The organism is Sorangium sp. So ce327, assembly GCF_051530205.1.
Lineage (GTDB): Bacteria > Myxococcota_A > Polyangia > Polyangiales > Polyangiaceae > Sorangium > Sorangium cellulosum_B.
In genome coordinates this window covers 1,771,404-1,790,566 of the sequence record NZ_CP150330.1, presented here as the reverse complement: position 1 = coordinate 1,790,566, position 19,163 = coordinate 1,771,404, and the positions used below count along the sequence as shown (strand labels likewise).

Below are 19,163 nucleotides of genomic sequence, written 5' to 3'. Positions count from 1 at the left end.
TCAGCGCGCGCCAGGCCCGCGGTACGACAGCCGCCTTGCGCTCAGGGCCATCATTCCCATAGGGTACGACGCATGCGCGTTCCGAGCTTTGCCCTCGCAGGCGTCCTGTTGACTGCGAGCTGCACCCAAGCCCCCATCGTCATTGAGGGCCCATGTTCGGACGAAGAGCGCGTCCACTATCCTGAGTGGTGCGAGAAATACGGCGGCGACGGCGGTCAGGGCGGCGGTGGTGGTGGTGACGGCGGCGGTCAGGGCGGCGCTGGCGGTCAGGGCGGCGCTGGCGGTCAGGAGCACAGCGCGCTGTGCTCCGGCCAGTGCGTCTCCCCCGCCCCGCTCGGCTGGTCCGGCCCGGCGCTGCTCTGGTTCGGCCCGCCGGAGGCCACCCCCGACTGCCCCGCCGACGCACCGACGATCGGCTACGAGGGCTTCGCCGATCTCCAGCAGGTGCCGAAGGCGTGCCCGACCTGCGCGTGCGACCCGGCCGAGGTCTCGTGTTCGCTCCCCACCTCGTGGGCCGCATCGTCCTCCTCGTGCCCCGGCGACGAGCCCGGCGCCGTCACGACGCCGTTCGCCGCGCCCGACGCATGGGACGGCGCCTGCACCGCCGGGAGCGCGATCCCTGCCGATCAGGACTGCAACGGCGAGCCCTGCGTGCAGTCGCTGACGATCGCAGCGCCCTCGATCACGGCCGGCGCATGTACGCCGCGCATCGAAGCCCCGCAGCCCATCCCCCAGAACGCGCTATGGTGGGCGACGCGCGCGAGGGCCTGCGTCGCCGGGGCGCACACCGAGTGCGCCGACGCGACGACGTGCGCGCCGGCAGCGCCGCCCGGGTTCCTGACCTGCGTCTACCACGAGGGCGAAGCCGAGTGTCCGGAGGGCTACGCCCAGAGGCATGTCTTCTATAAAGACGTGCTCGACGGCCGCGACTGCACTCCATGCAGCTGCGGCGAGCCGACCGGCGCCTCGTGCACGATCATGGCATCCGTGTACCGCGACGCGGCATGCACGGACCTGGTCGCATCGACCCTCGTCGACTCCAGCGTTCCGTTCTGCGGGGTGACGCCGCCCGGCCTCGGCTTGGGGAGCAAGTCGGCCGCGGTCGTGGAGGTGGAGTCGGGCGCGTGCGCACCGCAGGGCGGCGAGCCCGTCGGGGAGATCCAGCCGGCCGAGCAGTCCACATTCTGCTGCATCGCCTGAGCTCGCCGGAGCCGCCCCCGCCGGAGCCGCCGCCGACCGGGATGACGGCGGCCGAGCGCCGGCCGATGTCTAGGAGGTCGCGGGCGCGAGGGTCGCTGGCAGGGGCGCCGCCGCCGGCTTGCCGTTGGCCGGTCCGGCCTCGGCGGCCTTCCGAGCCTTCTCGCGCCGTCCCGCCGCGCGCCGGCGCCGCTCGTAGGCGCTCGTCACCTCGCGGGCGATCTCGGGGTGGCGCCGGAAGACGTGGGCCGCGGTCTTCCGGATGGCGCCGATGCGCTTCACCATGAGGTGCGGCAGCCGGGAGGCGGGCGAGGCGGAGGGGTGGGCAGATGACCCCGCCCCATGTCCAGATGGACGGGCAGGATGTCGGCCTCTGTAACTCGCCATCAGTCTTTCCCCTCGGCGTCCGACGTGACGCCCAGCTCGTTGAATCGCTCGTGCAGCGCGAGGAGTACCTCGGCGTCGAGCGCGGCATACTTCAACTGGTCGACGTCGAGCGGGCGGCGGCTCCAGTTGGAGGTCTGCGAGGTCTTGTCGAGGACGATGCCTAGCTCGCGCTCGCACACCACCGCGAGGCTGTGGCCGCCGACGGCATCGGCGCCGCGCGCACGACGGGATGCCTCCAGTGTGTCGAAGACCCCATCGAGCGCGATGCCGATTCTGGCCAGGACACGGCGCTCGAAGCGGGCGTTGTGGATCACCTTCACCGGGACCGAGCCGCTGAGGATGTCAACAATCGGCTTCAGGTCGCCGACGGCCAGCGGGTCAATGAGGAAGGTCCTGTTTCGCGTCGCGATCTGCACGAGGCAGAGCGTGCTGAAGTCGAGCGCGGTCTCGACGTCGAGGCCTACGATGTCGGCGGCGCGCAGATCCTGGCTGACCGACCGCAGCGCCGCCGGGGTGTCCACCCACTGGACATCGTTCTTCAGCGCGGCGGCAGCGCCCGGCGCGATACGCACCGCGAGCTCGAGCGGCAGCGGGCCAGTCGCTTCGATGTCCGCGAGACGCATGCCGCTCGGGCGAGCAGCGAGGCGCGATCCATTCACCTTCACGGCGGCGAGGAAGCGAAGGGTGCCAGGCTGGTCCAGGAGCCGCTCGGAGCGCAACCGATCCTCGGCCTCCTCGGGGAGGCATGGTTGGAACTTGCTGAGCATCCCGCGCGCCATGTCCCGGGCCGCACCTGCCGCCACGCGCTCCCAGTTCAAGTCGGCCAGGGAGCGAATCGCGTCCCCCGCTGCCGTGAACGGAATGTCCTTGCAGCGAAGCGAGAGATTCCCCGCGATCCACTTCTTGCCAGTCTTCTGCTCCAGACCCGCCGCGAGGAGCCGGTTCACCGCGCCTCCGGCGAACGTGTGCCACTGCACGCCATCGGGATGGTCCTCGAGGGGCGCCGTGCCTTCCTCAAGCAGGCCGTCGTAGCTCTCGCGCATCGACGCCAGCTCTGTGGCAGCAGCGCGGCTGAGCCACGCGCCTTCGTGACGCTCGTGGCGCAGCACGTCCATCATGGCCTGGCAGAGCGCGTTCGAGAGAACGCCTGGAAGCCCAAGCCAGCTCGGCACGCGCCCGTGCGCGGCGGGTCGAACGTGGAGGACGCCCTTGCCGAAGTCGACCTGCCCGACCTCCCACGCACGCCCCGAAAGCCGGAAGCAGAGCGGCCCCTTGTTCCGATCATGCATCGTGACGAAGAGCGCCTGGATGTAGCCGACGTCCTCCTTGCCGTGTTGCACGCGCAGGACGGGCGGCGCGGTGAACACGGCATAGAGCTCGAAGAAGTTCTTCCGGCCGTAGAGCTTCTCACCGCGTGTTCCGAGCGACAGGAGTCCATCGGCCTCGTAGAGGATCTCGCGCTCGAGCATCGTGTCGACGAGCTCGTGCACGCGCTCGGGGCGGATCGACGAGAACGGATAGGCCGCCTCGACCCACGGCATCAGCTTGTATCGGGAGATGCCGCCTTCCTGGAGGATGAGCGCCATCACCTGGTGCGCGAGCACGTGCATCGCGTGGGTGGCCGGCCGCACGTCCTCGACCCAGCCCTCCTCGGCGAGGCGCAAGAGCGCCACCGACTGGAGCAGCGACTCGGGGCTCAGGCAGAAGAATGTGCAGTTGGCACGCGTGTCCGCCCGGCGCCCGGTGCGGCCGAGGCGCTGGAGGAACGAGGCGACCGAAGCCGGCGCGTCGACCTGGATGACCTGATCGAGGTCTCCGACGTCGATGCCGAGCTCCATGGTCGAGGTGCAGACGATGGCGGTGTTCCGGCCCCTGGCGAACTGCTCCTCGGCGAGCGTGCGGTCGGCGCGGCTCACGGAGCTGTGGTGGATGAAGACATCGACGCCCGTACCCGCGAGCGCATGCGCGACCTTCTCGGCCTTCGAGCGGCTCTCGACGAAGACGAGGCTCTTCTTGCCGCGCGCGATCTGCCCGATGGCGCTCGCGGCCTCGCCGATGTCGGCGCAGAGGTCGACGCGCAGGTCACGCGCGGCCTTCGCCTTCGGCGGGTCGACGAGGCGGAACGGGCGCTTGCTCGACCCCTGCAGCCACTCGCCGATGACGCGCGGATTGCCGACCGTCGCCGAAAGGCCAACACGCTGGACGTCGCGTCCCGTGAGCGCGACGAGGCGTTCAAGCAGGCTCGCGAGGTGCGCTCCACGATCGTCGGCGGCGAAGGCGTGGACCTCATCGACGATGACCACGGAGAGCCCCTCGAAGAGCGCCTTTGCGTCCGTGCGCTCGGAGATCATCATGACCTCGAGCGACTCGGGCGTGGTCATCAAGATGTGCCCGGGCGACTGCCGGAACCTCTGCTTCTTCGAGTCGGCGACGTCGCCGTGCCACTTGAAGACATCGAGCCCCACCATCCGCGCATAGGACCGGAGCCGCTCCTCCTGGTTGTTGAGGAGCGCGCGGATCGGGCACACATAGAGCGCGGAGACGGGCCTCAGGTCCTCCGTGAGGATGCGGGAGAGCACCGGGAAGATGGACGCCTCGGTCTTCCCACCCGCCGTCGGGGCGAGCACCACCGCGTTGCAGCCGTCGAGGATCGCGTCGATCGTCAGCTCCTGGACAGGGCGAAGCGACCGCCACCCGAGGTCGTGGACGATCGCGTGCTGCAGGTGCGGATGAAGGCGCGGAAGGCCGGCCATCGCTATCCGTCCAGCCGTTTCCGCTTCGGAGCCGCCGGCTCCGCCCCCTCGGAGGGTTCAGGCGCTTCGGCACGGTCCTCCGTTGCCACCTCGACGGGGCGCCCGTGCTTCGCCGCCAGCTCCTCGGCCGTGAGCTTCGCGTCGTCGAGCTCGAGCTTGTGGTGGTCCTTGGGGTCGTAGGCCTCGTGGATGTCCACGCGGTCCATCACGTCGATCAGCTCACGGAGGAACATCCGCGGCGCCAGGGCCACCTTGCCGCCGAAGCCCGCCGTGACCTGCGCGACGAGTCCACGGAGGAACGCGTCGCTCACGCGCTCGGCGATGCGTGCCGGGTTCTTCGCGGGATAGAGATCGCGGATGCGCAACCCCACGGTCAACAGCCGCTCGTCGGTGAACGGCATGAGCCGCACTTGCGTCGCTTTGAGGTTGTCGAAGCGCGCTTCGCCGCTGAAGTTCACCTGCACGCGCTGGTACAGCGGCGCGAGTCCCTTCAGCCCCTTGTAGCCCTCGAAGAAGTCGCGCGTGCCGGTGATGACCAGGTAAAGCCCGGGCAGCTCCTCGTTCGCGAGCATGTCCATCAGCTGCCGGAGCGCGTTGAGGGATTTCTCGCGCGTCTGCGCGTTCATGCGCTGCACCGTCTCGACCTCGTCGAGGACGACGACGAGCCCGGCATAGCCCGACTGCCGCAGCAGCTGGAGCAGTCCAGCGAGGAACGTCAGCGACGCCTGGCCGTCGACCTTGCCCTTGGTGCCCGCCGCCTTGAGCACCGAGCGCTCGGTGTGCGGCTGGCCCGCGATCCACGCGAGCAGGCCCTGCGCCGTGGCGAAGTCGCCCTCGTGGGTCGCGCGGTGGTACGCCCGGAGCACCTGCGCAAAGGCCGGGTTGCGCTTCGAGAGGTCGGCCAGCTTGTCCTCGAGCCGCTGCTCCGTCGCGTCGGCGAAGCCAGGGTCGTCCTCGTTGATGCCGCGCAGCCGCACGACCTCGTCGCCGACCTGGTAGAGCCAGCCCTCGACGATGGCCTGGAATGCGTTGGGCCCGTCGGCGGCGGTCTCGAGCTTCTCGATGAGGCGGCGGTACACCGTCTCCAGGTGATGGAGCGGCGTGTCGTTGATGGAGATCTGCACTTCGGAGGTGGCGAACTTCCGCTCGCGCGCCTTCGCGCATAGGTACCGGGCCGCAAAGGTCTTCCCGGTGCCGTACTCGCCGCGAATCCACTTCGAGAGGCCCTTGCCGCCCGCGACGAAGTCCAGGTCTTCGTTGACCGCGTCGACGAGCGCGTCGAGCCCAGTCGCGAAGTGGTCGAGGCCGGCGTTGGGCACGAGGCCGCTGCGGAGCGCGTTCACGATCGCCTGCGATTCCGGGACAACAACCATCAGCGCGCTCCCTGGTCCTTGGGCTTCGGTTCGTAGCGGTACATGGTCTCACCGCTGGGCAGGACTTCGTCGCTGAAGAGGACGTGGCCCTCGGCGTGGAGGGTCCGGCGCAGCGCGCGCATGAGCCCGTTCAGGCGGACGGGGTTCTTCTTCAGGCGCTCGGCGAGCTCGCTGGCGCGCGCGGAGCCGTTCTCGCGCAGGAGCACCAGGATCGACCTCTCGTCGACGCTGAGCTTCTCGATCAGCGCCGCTGGAAGCGGGAGCGAACCCGCCCTGTCGGCCGGGTTGAACAGCGATAGCTGCGCCTTCGGCTTCGCCGGCACCTCATCGGACGGCAGGGGCGTGACGATGGGTGGTTGCACCGGCGCGGCCGGGACGCTGAGCTCCGCGAGGGTGCCGCGTCCGTACCACCACGCGGGCTCGTCGGCGTGCAGGCCATCGCGCTCGATCCACGCGAGCGGGACGACGACCTCTTCGAGCCCGCAGCCGCCGTGGAAGCCCACCTGAGGGCCGCCGAGGTACGCGCCGGAGCGCCACGCGAACGCGCGCCGCTCGGGCGGACCACCGAGCCCGGCGACGTCGATCTCGATGAAGCCTTCGGGCGCGGCATCGTGCTTGCCGAGCGCCGTGTACCTCGGCGTCTTGCCGTTGCCCGCGCGAAGCGACTTGTCGACGTACGGGCTATGGCCGTGATCCGCCGTGATGAGCACGCGCCGCCTGGACTCGAGGGCAACGCTCAAAGCGGGCTTGAACGCGGTGATGTCCTCGGGGGAGATCTTCACCGTCGCGCCCGTGTTCGACGAGCCGATCTGGTCGTCCACCGCGTTGAAGACGACGCCCACGACCGAGCAACTCTCGTCCTTCAGGGCGGAGAACAGGCCCTGCCCGCCGTCGGCGAGGTCGCCTTTCAGGAAGAGCCTTCGCGATCTGCTGCCGAGCGCGGCGTTCTGGTTGAAGCGCGCCTTGTCGGTCTTCGCTTCGTCCTGGTCGCGGAACACGGTCTCGGCGACGAGCGGGTCGCTCGGCAGCTCGCCGAGGAAGATGGCGCCGCGCGCGTGGCTCGTGATGGTCGGCAGCGGCGAGAGCGCCGGGAGCCCGTGCACGCGGCCGCCCGCGTCGGGCTTGATGCCGATCGGGAACGCGCTGTCCTGCGCGAGCGCGTAGAGCAGCTCGAGGAACACCGGATAACTGCAGCCATCGAGCACGACGAGGAACAGGCGCGCACCGGGCTCGCCCTGCCAGAGCGGCGCGACGGTGCGCTTCCAGATGCGGTGCAGCGGCGTCAGCCCGTCGCGGTGAAGCGCGGCCTCGTAGCCGCGGGCCAGCGTCTCGGCGAAATGCCGGTTCTCGCGGTCGCGGCGCTCGCGGCACGCCGCGAGCAGCTGGTTCGCCTCGGCGTGGTGGTGAACGCTGCTCGCGAGCGCGCGGCGGAGCTGCAGCATGGCGAGGTCCACGAAGGCGCCGCCCCGCTGGTACCCGCGCACCTGGTCCAGCACGTCGGCCTTCGGGCTGAAAGGCTGGTCGAGATAGCGCGAGATGCGCGCCATCGACTCCAGCACCGCGAGGTCGGCGCGGTTGATCCGGGCGGCCCGGTGGCTGGAGAGCCAGCTGATGTCGGCGGCGCTGATGGCCTTGCCGGAGGCGGCCTGCTGCGCGAGCGCGTGGCAGCGGTCGGAGAACGCGAGCGGCAGGACGCGGCTCGTCTGAAGCAGCGGCGGTGTCAGGCTCCCGCGCCCGACGCGGTCGGCTGCCGTGAGGAGATCGGCGCCGCCGTCGCCCAGCAGCGAGAGCGTCTCCTCCGCGAGCCGCGCGGCGGTGCGCCGGAGGATGCGCCGGTCCATCTCGATCGGCGGCTCGGTGGCGGCCTTCCACAGCGGGCCCCAGGCGGGCTTCGGCAGCTCGGCGGCTTCCACCGTGAGCACCGCGCCGTGCACGACGAGGTCGCGCAGGCGCGCGTCGGGCTCGGCGAGCGCCCACGCCAGCAGCCGCCCTTCGTCGCCGTGGAGCGACGGCATCGCGTCGCGCACGAGCTGGCTGACGTTCGCCGACCAGCGCGGGGGCTCCTGCACCCACGCGGCGAGGAGCTGAGCCGGGCTCCGCGTGCGCACCTGCTCACCCACGCTCACGTCGACGAGGAGCTCCGTGAGCAGGCGCCGGTCGACGACCGTCGGCAGCGTGCGGTGGCTCATCGCCAGGCCGAGGCGGTCGACGTTATCGATTGCGAGCTGCCGGATGTGCGGGGCGTCGGCGCCCACCACGCGCACGCCGAGCACCACCTCGAGGAGGTCGTTGGCCGAGAGCGCGTGGACGCGCTGGTCCATCGCGCGCCGGAGGAGATCGGGCGCGCCCTGGATTCGCCGCGCCACGTCCTCGGGCATCACGGCGATCAGCGGCGCCCCCTTCGCCTTCCAGAGCAAGTGTCGAAGGCCAAGCTCGGACGCGACACGATGCACGCCATAAACGGCCTTCGGCGTCGGCAGCTGCGCCGGCAGGTCCTCGAGCCCCTCGCCGTCGATCAAGAGCACATAGCCCGTCTCGCCGGCGCCGCCGGCTCGTTCGAGCAGACGACGAAGGAGGAGCTGGGCCGCGCTCACTCGTCCTCCTCCATCCTCACGAGCCTCACGAGCGCGATGCTGATTGGCTCCGTCCCCTGCTCCACCAGCGCCTTGCGGACCCTGGCGAGGAACGACGAGATGGCGGCGGCGTCGGTCGGGTCGACGCGCTCCTTCACGAGCACCGAGCGCGGCGGAGGCGGCGGCGGGGGGGGCGGAGGCGGCGGGGGCGGAGGCGGCGGGACCGGCTGATGCTCGATGAGCTGCGTGACCAGCGCCTGCGCCTTCTTGTTCCAGGTCGAGATCCAGTCCTTCGTCAGCGGCTTCTCGGCCTGTGCCGCTGCGAGGCGGCCGTCGAGCGCGCTCAGGTGCCCGCTCACCTCGGCGCCGAGGGCGGGGTGGCTCACGCCCGCCTTGAGGTTCGTGCGCGCGTGCTCGTTGAGCTCCGCGAGCGCGTCGCGCAAGCGCTCGGCCTGCTGCACGAGGGTGCGCAGCGCGTCGGGGGCGTCGTCGGGCCACGCGGCGAGCAGCTCGGTCAGCACCTTGTGGGTGTCGGTGGTCTTCTGCGCGAGCGGCTCGAGGCGCGCGTGCGCTGTCCCCAGCTCCGCGAACCGATCGCTCTGCTCGACGCCGAGACGCACGAGGCTCGCTCGCAGTCCATCGAGCACCGCGCGCCTGGCCGTGCCCTTGTCGCGCAGCGCCGTCGTGAAGCGGTCCTGACCCTGGAGGGAGCGGTGCGCGGGGGGGCGCGGCTCCTCGAAGAGCTGGTTGCCGAGGTCGCGCAGGCGGTGCCAGTCCGCGGTGCTCACCAGCTTGCCGCGCTGGAGCCGGATGCGCGTCGCCTGCGACATGCCGACGCGCACGTCGACGGGCTCGCCATCGACTTCCTGCAAGGCGCGGTGATCGCGCTGGCAGAGGAAGCAGAGGAAGAGATCGACGAGCAGCGGCTGGAACCCGTAGGTCTCGCGCAGGTGATCTGCGATGGACCACCATGCGACAGAGTCCTGGTCCGCGCGCTGGAGCACGTCCTTGATGTACCGGGAGTCGAGGCGCAGCGAGGCCTTGGTCTGCCCGAGGTTCACCAGCTCGAGCGGCTGGCCCAGGGTCTTCAGCACCTTGCCGACCTTCTCGTCATAGGGGACCGACACGCCGCCTTCGCTGGCGTCGACCATCCAGCCGAGCAGCGCTTCGAGGTCCTGCTTCTTCGGCTCGGCGAGGAACGTCGGGTGCTGCGGGTAGCGACGGTCCATCAGCAGCGTCGCGATGTGCTCGAGGTTCTCGGCGAGCGTCTCGCGCGGGCGGCTCGAGTCGACGTCGGAGATGAGCGCGAAGAACTCGCCATGGCGGACGTAGACCTCGTTCAGCAGGTCGTCGAGCTGCCCTTCGAGCGTCCTCTGCCGGATGCCGGCCTGGTCGAGGACCTTGCTCCTGTCCTGCGGACCGAGCGTCTCGAGCAGGTCTTCCTGCCCGGCGTCGGAGAGCAGGTAGCGGACCGCCGCGAGCTCGGTCAGCACGCCGAGCTCGCTGGGGCCCATGTGGCGCGGCAGCCAGCACACGGAGTGCATCTGCGCCTGCTTCTTGCGCACGTTGGTCGCGCGCAGGCGGTCTTCATCGACCGTGTGCCCGGGCTCGTCCCACGGGTAGTCGACGAGGATCTTGAACGCCCCGTCCGGCGGCGTGAAGTCGTCGTAGGACATCTCGCGCACGTTCCCGAGCTTGAGGCGGCCGCGGCGCCTCGTGCGCCGCCAGGAGAGGTCCCAGTCGCCCTCGTTCGGGCCACCGTCCTCGAAGCCCTTGGCGCCCGCGACGCCGAGCGCGCCGCGGAGCGCGCCCCAGAACACCTTGAAGCGCTGGGCCGGGTTGTCGACCTTCGAGCGCGCGCGCGCGAGGATCTCGCCGAGGCTCACGCGTCCGAGCACGTACCGGACGAGCGCCGTCTTGCCCTGGCCCGCCACCTGGAGGTCCGGCACCCGCTGCGAGAGCGCCAGCAAGTCCGTCTCGGCGACGCGCACCTGGCCACGGAACGTCTCGCCCTCGACGTCGACGGCGTTGAGCTGCACGAGCCGCTCGATGGTGAGGCCGCCTTGCTTCAGGCGCGGCGACACCTCCGCGAGCAGCACCGTTTTCACGAGCTGGTCGAGCGCGCGGCGCCGCTCGTCGTTGAACTCCGCGCCTCCTTCTTCAGCCATCTTCGCCATCGATGGCGCGAGGCGCGAGTAATACTGATGGTGGATGTCCTGCATCAGCTCCACCTTCTTGCTCGCCTCGACGCCCGACTCGGGGAAGATGGCGGAGAAGGCCGAGCCCACCGGCAGGAACTCGCCGAGCGGCAGCTTCGGGTAGTGGACGACGAGCAGCTCGTAGAGCAGGCGCAGCGCCGAGCGCTCGCGCTGCATGAGCGACGTGACGTCGACCAGCATCTCGATGAGCGCCGGGTGGAACGGGTAGACGTCGCGCAGGTAGTCGAGGTCGCCGCCGACGAGCAGCGCGGGCAGCACCTTGCTGTGCTTGTCGGCCAGCTGGCTCACGGCCGCCTGCACCGCCTTCGCGTCCTTCTGGCGCAGGACGCGGCCGCGCACGATGTGGCGCAGCTCGACGTCCTGCAGCTTCGTGATCTCGAAGCGCTTGGCGTGGTGGTCGAGGTGCTCGTGGATCTTCGACTCGTCGACGAGATCCGGGAAGAACTCCTGGAGGTTTCGCTGTCGCGCGACGAACACGAAGACCGGCGCGGGGCGCTGGCCGGTGTTGTGGTCGACGATGACGTTGAGGTTGTTGATCTCGGCGACGAACTCCTGGCCGCTCTTCTCGGCGAGCCAGAGGAGGAACTCGTCGATCATCAGCACGATGCCGCCGAAGCCCTGGGCCTTTGCGTGCTCGGCCATGCGCCTCAGCCCTTCGCTCCAGCGCGGGTCGACGCCGGCGTCCGAGGCGTCGCGCCCCTTGTACTTGAGCCAGGCGCGCGCGAAGCGCTCCCTGGCCTGGATCGAGCCCGCGGCGAGGGACTCGAAGTCCTCGCGCCCGCCGACGATGCCGTCGGTCTCGAGGCGCTTCCACACGACGTCGCCGTAGACCGAGGCCTCGCGGCGGACCTCCTCGAAGATGGAGTCGACGTTGAGGAACTCGAAGGGCGCCTTGCCGCGCCGCTTGAGCGCCGCGTTGAAGCCCTCGTAGACGGCGCGGTCGAAGCTGGTGCTGCGGCCGCGCACCGAGAGCATGTGGATGCGCACGACGAGGAGCCCGGCCTCCGTCAACCACGCTTCGTGGTCGGCGGCCTCGCCGCCCTTGCTCAGCTTCGCGTCGCGGTGCGCGCTCAGCAGCGGGCGGAACTTCTTCCACGCCGGCGCCGCGCCCTCGACCAGCAGCGAGAGCATGGTCATGAAGTGCGACTTGCCGCTGCCGAAGCTGCCGTGGATGAAGCGGCCGTATTCCTCGCCGCGATCGAAGACCTGCTTCATGTCGTCGAGGATGCGGGGCAGCTCCTTCTCGACGGCGGGCGTGATGACGTAGTCGCGCGCGAGCTGCGCCACCTCGTCGGAGTTCGGGTCGAGCTCGCGCAGCTTGACGACGAACCCCATCGCCCGGATGTCCTCGGGGCGCGGGAGCTCGAAGGCCTCGGTGATGGTGGTCATGTGAAGAGTCCCTGGTGGCTGGTGATCCAAGTCTCCGCGTCGGCCCCGAGCTTCATCGAGCGTCCCCCTTGAGCTGCCGGAGGAGCGCGCGTTTCTGCATCTCCAGATCGGCCTGATGGAGGCGCTCGTCGCCCGGCAGCGCGGTGTCGAGCTCCGCACGCAGCTTCTTCGCGGCGTCGCTCTCGCCCTCGCCGCGGCTCACCATCGCCACGTACTCCGCGAGCCGCTTGGTGTTGTGGCCCCCGGCGACCTGGCCGGCGCGTTCCTTCGCGCCCATGAACTCGATGAGGATTCGCTCGCTGGTCGCCCCCTCGGCGAACGGCACGTTCTCCACGAGCACCTCTCCGTCGCCCGCGACGAGCTTTCGCACCGAGCGCGCGGGCACCGAGCCGATGACCTGCTCCGAGTGCGTGGTCAGCACGAACTGCGCACGAGGGAACGCGTCACGGAGCCCTTGAATCACGCGCGCCTGCCAGGTCGGGTCCAGGTGCAGATCGATCTCGTCGATCAGGATGACCGCCTCGCTGTTCGTTCCTCGGTCGGAGGCGTTCAGGTCATCACTCGGGTTGAGCTGGACCATCCGCCGCGCGATGTCGACGACGAGCGAGAAGTGCGTGCGATAGCCGTCGGAGAGAGACGCGATATCGAGCGCTTCGAGCGACCCGTCGGCGTGCTCGAAGTCGACGAGCATACGAAGGCTCGGCTTGGTTTCGATGCGCGGGTTCTTGCAGCGGAGCCCCGCTCGCTCGACAGCGCCGCGGACCCACTCGAGCGTGGGGTGTCGGTAGTCGAAGTCCTTGCGGCGCTCGCGCTCGCGACGCTCCTCGTCCTCGGCGACGACGATCCACTCGAAGACCGTCTTGAACCGGGTGCTGGTGCGCAGCGACTCATCGAGCGCGCCGAGGCGATGAAACGCCTCGTTGAAGTCGCGCTTGCCAAGCGGGACCGCCGCGACAGAGCGCTCCGTGCCGTACGCTGCGACGAGCGGAAGTGCTCGCTGCGCTCTTGCTGTCTCCTCCCCGCCGTCGAGCGCTTCCTTCACGAGAGGGTCGAGCGCTTCGTGCAGTCGCTTCACCCCGACGGAATGCTCCGGCGGTCGGTCGCCAGCCCACCTGAGCGTGTGGACGTCCCATACGAGCTCGTTCGCCCCCGTGAGCGTGACGCGCGCAAAGGGCCGTTCGGCGCCCCGCTTTTCGTTCACGTCGGGCCTGTCTTTCCATGGGACGCGAATGTCGCCGTGCTTCGCGAAGGAGAGTCCCCTCACCTTCGGAACCCTTGCCACGATGGCGCCCAGTCCAATCGCGAGCGCATCGAGCAGCGTGGTCTTGCCCGCCGCGTTCACACCGAAGAAGACCGTCACGTCGGCGTCGAGGTCGATGGTCAGATCTCGAGCGCCGCGAAAGTTCTCGATGCGGATCGAGCGAATGGGGGCGATGACGTTCTGGGGCCGCCCCTGCAGGTTCGGGGAGGTCATGACGCGCCGCGCTCCTCGGTCTCGCAATCCCGATCGTCGGCTGTGAGGCGCAACATGCGTTCGGCCTCCTCGCGCTCGCGTTCGAGCTCTGCGCGGAGTTCCTCCTCCGTCGAGAGATAGAGCTGATAGCGCGCCGCGACGATGCGCTCCTCGTCGGGCAGCGTGATCCGCACCATCACGTCGTCCTTGTCGGAGCACAGCACGATCCCGATGGACTTGGCCTCGTGCTCGGCGCGCTGAAAGCGCTCGAAATGGTGGACGTACATCTGCAGCGACCAACTCGGGCTGGACGGAAACAACTCTGGCGAGCCCTTCGCCTCGCTGCCCGATTCGATCAACGCTGTTGATCGAATCGAGTCGCTGAGCTTGGGGATCGCGGACCCGGCAGGAAACGCCAGGTAGAACGAGAAGGCCTCCGTGATGGTCTTCATGACTTCTGTTCTCCCAGCGCCTCCAGCGACGCGACCCACGCACCGAAGCGCGGACAACGCTGTTTCAGCCCGTCGATCCCGACCTTGGCCGTGACGCTCGGTCCGTGCGTGGTCTTTCCGTAACCGGGAACACGCGCGAGCAAACGCTTCGAAGGTGCGGTCTCGGGGCCGTCGTTGACATCCTCGGGGGCCGTGTCACCGAGCTCCTTTCGGAGCGCATCGAGTCCCGCACGAGCGTCGGCGTCCGCGAGTTGCTCACGAAGATGGTCGAGTCCCGAGAGCACCAGCGCCTCGAACTCGTGGCGCTGCACGTACGGGATAAAGCGGTGGTCCTCGATGTCGTCGCGCATCGCGTCCTGCAAGAGACCCACCCTGCGGACCGTGTCGCGCTCGGAGCTGAGCTCAGCGAGCCGCGGAAAGTCCTCAGGGAGCCCGTACAGGTCGAACAGCGATGTCACGCGCAGGTCGGCGGCGTTCGAGCGCAGGAGCGTGCGGATGTCCTTTCGCCAGTGCTTCCAGTGCCCGCCGCCCTGCGAGAGCTTCTGGCCCGTCTTTCGATCTCGCTTCGTGGTGACCTCGATCGGCGTCGTCCACACCGAGAACCCGTCGAGGTGCGGAGCCAAGCTGTGCTTGACGAACTCCTGCTCTGTATCGCCTTCGACGATGACGAAGAGGCGAATCACGGCCGGCCTCCTAGCACGTTCTTGTCGTAGAGGTCCGACAGGCTGTAGTCCTCGAGCCACGCCTCGAGCTCCCTGGGATCGAGTCGCTTGAACGAGGTCTCACCGCCTCTTCGCTCGGCGACGACCACCTCGTCAGCGGCGAACTCGTCGAGCAGCGCGGGCGACTGGGTCGCGACCAGGATCTGCGAATGGGCCGACGCCGAGCGCACGAGGCCAGCGAAGATGGAGATCGCTGCCGGGTGCAACCCCAGCTCGGGCTCGTCGATCGTCAGGAACTTGGGTCGCGTCGCCGGAGGTTGGGTCAACGCTGCGAACAGCGCTATCGCGCGGAGCGTCCCGTCGGACAGGTCGTGCACGTCGAAGCGATGCCCGCGTTCGTCGCTCCAGTAGAGGCGCACGGCGGACGCATCCGCTCGATCCGGCGCGACGAGATCGGGCTCCAGAGCATTGATGAACGGCGCAATTCGTCGGACGAGCCCTTCGAACAGGGTCCACGCAGCTCGTGCTTCCTCGCTCTCGCTTCGCTTGATTCGGTACAAGTAGGCCGCCAGATTCGACCCGTCCGAGCGGACGTACTTGCTGTCGGCCTGGGTGGCGTTTTGCCTGAGCGGCGACGTGAGCGACGTGTCGTGGAAGTGGAAGAAGCTCATGCGCCCGATGAGCGCGGGCACCGCGGCCAGGGTCGCAGTCGATGGCAGTTGGATGTTTCCGAGCTGCGACTCGGTGTGCCCCGTCCCCAGCTGCAGCCCCTTGGGCTCTTCGTCGGTGAGCGTCCCGAGAAAGAGATTCTCCGCCACGAAGACCAAGGAATCGCCTGCCGCGTATCCGAGCCGGACCTCGTAGCACTTGCGCCCCGGGCCATCTTTGAACTCGAGGGCGATACCCAGCTCACGCGTGGTCTCGGGCCCGTAGTGCAGCAGCTTCGACGCGCCCCCCTGTTCGCCGACGAAGCGTCGGAGCACCTGCGTCCGCATCAAGGGCGGCAGGCGCAGCGCGGTGAGCAGGTTCGACTTGCCCGCTCCGTTTGGACCGATCACCACCGTGATAGGACCGAGATCGAGCGTCACGTCCTTGAGGGACCGGAAGCCCTCGACGCGAACTCTGGTGAGCTGCATGGCGAGCGCGGTCATTCGTCGCTCTCCTCCTCGATCTCGCGGTCTTCCTGGTCGCGCGCTGCAGCAGCCTTCCTGGCGCGGCCCGCTCGGGCCGTGGGCGGCGGGAAGCGCTTTTTCCAGTCCTCGATGAGCTCGCGGCTCGGGCCCTCGGGGCCCACGAGCGCTTGCAGCTCGGCCTTCAGCCGGTTCGCGGCGGCGGCGTCCTCACGGGCGACGTCGGGCAGGAGGCGCCACGCGCTGTCGAGCAGGCCGATGCGGTCGGCGAGCGGGACGGAGGCGTCCTCGAGTTCCTCGTCGATGGCGAGGATGGCCTTCACGCGCTGCTGCGCGGTCCAGCCCGCCCAGCCGTAGAGCGTCTCGACGCCGGAGCGACCGGGGACCTCGGTGAAGGCGATGAAGCGCTCCTTCGGGACGTCGAGCTTGCCACGGAGCTGCCAGTACTCCGGGCGCAGGAAGTCAGTGGCCTTGCCGCGACTACCTTGGCTGTACTCAGGAGGGACCGGGATCGAGTCGATCTTCTCACCGGCGTCCTCCCGCCGCTGGAGATCCCATGTCTGTTCCCAAGCGGCGCGCTTGGCGAGACCGCTGGTTGTATAGGTATGAAACGGATGACTGGGAACCGACTCCGTGTCGAGGATTGACTGCACCAGGCCCGAAATGTCGACGTCGCGACGTCGCTGAAGGACGGACGCGACAGCGAGAAACCGCTGATCGTCCTGCACGCTGGAAACAAGAACGGATGCCGTCCAGCCTTTGCTGCGGCTGGTTGCAGCCTGCTCGACACGTGCCGCGAGCCAGTTTTTCGCTGCGAGAGCTACTCGGTCCGTGTAGCTCTCGCCGTACCTTCCTGATTCGCCGGACGTGCCGCGCCAAAGTCGCTTCATCGTTGCGTTTTCGATGAGCCCTATCGCGGCATTCGTTTCTAGGATCCGCCTTCGCGTCGCGTATACCTCCCGCAATTCGCTGGACAGGGCAGTAGGTGGCCGACTTGCTGCCTCCCACAGAAAAGGCCTATCGTTCGGTGCTACTTCCCACGTCCCATCAGCAGATGGCGTATCGGCGAGTCCAAACAGTCGATAGACCAGCCAGTCTATCTCCTCCTGGATGAACACCAGCCGCTGAAGCAGCTTCCCCTCACGTTGCTCCGCCTGCCCCAATTGTTGACTGAGGGAGGTGGCATCGGCCCACCGGTCTTCCTGAGCGAGCACGGCATCAGGCGATTCCTTGAGGCGCGCCTGTGATATTGCGTCGCCTTGCCGAGCCAGCTCGATAAGCCGCGGATCGTGTACGCCTGCGGGTATGGGAAACGACTGAAGCGGTGTTGCCGCAAACTCGTACCGATTGTTCTCCGGATTCATCGTGTCGCGGGTTGCCGTGCCCTTCGGATGGAAAACCTGCTTCATCCAGAAGCACGCCGTCGACGAGTTCAGCAGGCCAAGCAGCGCGAGGTGGTCGTCCTCGGTGGCGCCCGCCGGGAGCTTGATGACGGGCGCGCTTTGCTTGAACACCTTACCGCCGCGATCGAGAACGAAGTGATTATGCGTAGCGACGAATGCGAAGGCGATGGAGAGCGGGGTACGGAGCTTCGATGCGGTGAAACGCCCATACTCGTACCACTTGAGACCGACTTCAACCTTAGTCCGCCCACCGAACATTTTGTTGTTCGAGAGTCTGGTCTTGTAGGGCCACAGCCACTTCTCAAGCGGCATGTTATTCACGACCTCGAGCACAGCGAGACGGTCATCATAGGGAAAAACTGCGGCCGTAACCGACGCCATCGCCCAATCGCGAATGGCGTCGCCTTCGACCATCGGACGTTGCTGGGCGGAGCCAAGACCGTGACGCACGAGAACGTCGCGAGGCGCGAGAAATGCGTCGTCCTCGAGAGTGAAGCAAGTAATGCCAATGCTTTCGGCTTCTTGACCCAGCAAGTTAGCCGCAAAGTCTTCGATTCGGCTCTTGAGCTCGGATCCTCCTCCACCACCGAGGATCCATGGGTGCTTCTTTAGCGTCTCCCGCTGCAGCTCCGCGACGCTCACATACTCGCTCTCGAAGCCGACACGGATCCACCCATCTTCAATGCTTGACCAAACCTTCCCCCTCGCCGGATCTTCGGGCGTCCCGCTCTCACCGCGCTTGCCCATGACGGCGCGGACGGCCTCACCTTCGGGTCGACGATTGCGCCCAAATAGCAGCACCGTCGGCGTTCCGTGGAACGGGATGTACGCCTGCGACGTGTCGACGACGAGCGTGAGGTCGAGGCCAGCGAGCACCTTCTCGATGAGAGCCTTGCCGAACTCCCGCTTCATGAAGTTGTTGCTCGTGATGAGCCCGACGTAGCCCTCCTTCTCAGCGAGCTGAAAGCAGCGCTCGGTGAAGGGCGAGCCGAGCGAGTACTTGCCCGTAGCCGAAACGTAGCGGCGGTTCTTCCCGATGAGCTCCCGGTGGTACGCCTTTCGCGCCTCGTCACGCTCCATGATGTACGGCGGGTTCGCGACCACCGCGTGGAACTTCGTCGCAAACACCTTCTTGAGCGCCGCGCGAACATCCGAGCGCGTCAGCGTCGCGCGCGGCCTCTCCTCGGCCTTCGTGAACAGGTCGAACTGAACCGAGGGCTTCTCCTCCTCGCGCTCGACCTGCTCCAGGCCATCGGCCCAGTACACATGCGGGTGAAACCGTGCCGCGTCGGCGAGCTTCGTTACGCCCGCGAGCTCGGCGGCTGTCATGATGAGCCGCGTGCGGGCGAGCGCGCAGGCGTAGTCGTTCAAATCGATGCCGACGACGCGATCGAGGGCATGCGCAACGACCTTCTCGCGCCCCCAATTGGGGTGCTTCTCGGCCGTCGCAGCGACCAGCCTCCTGAGCCCGTCGATGAGGAAGTGACCCGACCCGCACGCCGGATCCAGCAGCCGCACAAAGTCCGCGCCGAATGTCTCGATGGCTGGCGTCAGCGTGCGGTCGAGGATGAACGCGCGCACGAAGTCGGGCGTCTGGCAGAGTGCGAAGCGGTCCTTCACGACCGGATCGAGCTCCTGGTACAGGTCGCCCATCAGCTCGCCCTCGAAGCGCTCCTCGGCGAAGCTCCACACGGCGCCCGTGTCGGCGTCGCGGTGGCGCCAGAAGGCGATGAGCGCGCGCGACAGGTCGTCCGAGGGCAGCGCCACCTCGGCGGGCTGCGGGCTGAACAGCTCGGGCAGGCCGCCCTTCGCGCTGGCGAGGTCCTTGTAAATCCAGCGCAGGAACGCTGTCTCGCCGAGGTTCGGCGCCAGCCTCTCGAAGAGCTGCTGCGCCTCGGGATCGAGCAGGCGCCCGGGCGCGAGCAGCCCCCGATCCTCCAGCACGCGCACGTAGACGGACTTCAGCACCCAGAGCACCGCCGCGCGGCGCGAGAGCAGGTCCGTCCAGACCTCGTAATCCTCGGCGACGCGCTCGTCCTTGTGGAGCTGCTCCGCGGCCGCGCGCGCAGCGCCGGGCGCGCGCATCCTGGCGCGCAGGTCGGCGGCGATCTTCGCGACATGGTCGCGGAGGGCAGCGGAGAGTCGGGCTCGGTCGTTGGCTTTCATCGATGC

The 19,163-nt window shown here is 68.5% G+C and carries 11 protein-coding genes; 1 reads left to right on the top strand and 10 read right to left on the bottom strand.

The genetic code is table 11. The features are described 5' to 3' along the window. The first annotated feature begins 72 nt into the window (after positions 1–72). Entirely contained in the window at positions 73–1,200 is a 1,128-nt protein-coding gene (locus WME95_RS06615) for a hypothetical protein (protein ID WP_437907573.1), read from the top strand. Positions 1,201–1,269: 69 nt separating this feature from the next. On the opposite strand, the gene WME95_RS06610 is transcribed toward WME95_RS06615, so the two are convergent. The 10 genes from WME95_RS06610 to pglX form a co-directional block, all read right to left on the bottom strand. Next, positions 1,270–1,482 carry a hypothetical protein gene (locus tag WME95_RS06610; protein WP_437907572.1) on the bottom strand — a complete coding sequence of 71 codons (213 nt, stop codon included), beginning with the start codon at positions 1,480–1,482 and terminating at the stop codon, positions 1,270–1,272. A gap of 101 nt (positions 1,483–1,583) precedes the next feature. Next, positions 1,584–4,337 (bottom strand): DEAD/DEAH box helicase, encoded by a 2,754-nt coding sequence (locus WME95_RS06605; protein ID WP_437907571.1) that lies wholly within the window; start codon positions 4,335–4,337, stop codon positions 1,584–1,586. A gap of 2 nt (positions 4,338–4,339) precedes the next feature. Beyond that, positions 4,340–5,710: a BREX system ATP-binding protein BrxD gene (gene brxD, locus WME95_RS06600; protein WP_437907570.1), complete on the bottom strand. Its 1,371-nt coding sequence runs from the start codon at positions 5,708–5,710 to the stop codon at positions 4,340–4,342. Then, positions 5,710–8,304 carry a BREX-2 system phosphatase PglZ gene (gene pglZ, locus WME95_RS06595; protein WP_437907569.1) on the bottom strand — a complete coding sequence of 865 codons (2,595 nt, stop codon included), beginning with the start codon at positions 8,302–8,304 and terminating at the stop codon, positions 5,710–5,712. Before pglZ ends, brxD begins: the two co-directional genes overlap by 1 nt. After that, positions 8,301–11,891 (bottom strand): DUF6079 family protein, encoded by a 3,591-nt coding sequence (locus tag WME95_RS06590; RefSeq protein ID WP_437907568.1) that lies wholly within the window; start codon positions 11,889–11,891, stop codon positions 8,301–8,303. Before WME95_RS06590 ends, pglZ begins: the two co-directional genes overlap by 4 nt. A 52-nt stretch (positions 11,892–11,943) precedes the next feature. Then, complete coding sequence (locus tag WME95_RS06585) at positions 11,944–13,365, bottom strand: AAA family ATPase (RefSeq protein WP_437907567.1); 1,422 nt, start codon at positions 13,363–13,365, stop codon at positions 11,944–11,946. Continuing rightward, the gene (locus tag WME95_RS06580; protein ID WP_437907566.1) at positions 13,362–13,796 is read right to left on the bottom strand and encodes a PDDEXK nuclease domain-containing protein; all 435 of its coding nucleotides are present in this window, start codon (positions 13,794–13,796) and stop codon (positions 13,362–13,364) included. The genes WME95_RS06585 and WME95_RS06580 overlap by 4 nt, the downstream gene beginning before the upstream one ends. Beyond that, complete coding sequence (locus WME95_RS06575) at positions 13,793–14,479, bottom strand: DUF4276 family protein (RefSeq protein ID WP_437907565.1); 687 nt, start codon at positions 14,477–14,479, stop codon at positions 13,793–13,795. The genes WME95_RS06580 and WME95_RS06575 overlap by 4 nt, the downstream gene beginning before the upstream one ends. Next, positions 14,476–15,609, bottom strand: a complete 1,134-nt coding sequence (locus tag WME95_RS06570; protein WP_437907564.1) for an AAA family ATPase — start codon at positions 15,607–15,609, stop codon at positions 14,476–14,478. The genes WME95_RS06575 and WME95_RS06570 overlap by 4 nt, the downstream gene beginning before the upstream one ends. After that, positions 15,606–19,157 (bottom strand): BREX-2 system adenine-specific DNA-methyltransferase PglX, encoded by a 3,552-nt coding sequence (pglX, locus tag WME95_RS06565; protein WP_437907563.1) that lies wholly within the window; start codon positions 19,155–19,157, stop codon positions 15,606–15,608. Before pglX ends, WME95_RS06570 begins: the two co-directional genes overlap by 4 nt. Positions 19,158–19,163 lie beyond the last annotated feature (6 nt).

Coding starts and splice junctions, on each gene's coding strand:
- WME95_RS06615 (WP_437907573.1), top strand. CDS start 73: ATGCGCGTTCCGAGCTTTGCCCTCGCAGGCGTCCTGTTGACTGCGAGC.
- WME95_RS06610 (WP_437907572.1), bottom strand. CDS start 1,482: ATGGTGAAGCGCATCGGCGCCATCCGGAAGACCGCGGCCCACGTCTTC.
- WME95_RS06605 (WP_437907571.1), bottom strand. CDS start 4,337: ATGGCCGGCCTTCCGCGCCTTCATCCGCACCTGCAGCACGCGATCGTC.
- brxD (WP_437907570.1), bottom strand. CDS start 5,710: ATGGTTGTTGTCCCGGAATCGCAGGCGATCGTGAACGCGCTCCGCAGC.
- WME95_RS06590 (WP_437907568.1), bottom strand. CDS start 11,891: ATGACCACCATCACCGAGGCCTTCGAGCTCCCGCGCCCCGAGGACATC.
- WME95_RS06585 (WP_437907567.1), bottom strand. CDS start 13,365: ATGACCTCCCCGAACCTGCAGGGGCGGCCCCAGAACGTCATCGCCCCC.
- WME95_RS06580 (WP_437907566.1), bottom strand. CDS start 13,796: ATGAAGACCATCACGGAGGCCTTCTCGTTCTACCTGGCGTTTCCTGCC.
- WME95_RS06570 (WP_437907564.1), bottom strand. CDS start 15,609: ATGACCGCGCTCGCCATGCAGCTCACCAGAGTTCGCGTCGAGGGCTTC.
- pglX (WP_437907563.1), bottom strand. CDS start 19,157: ATGAAAGCCAACGACCGAGCCCGACTCTCCGCTGCCCTCCGCGACCAT.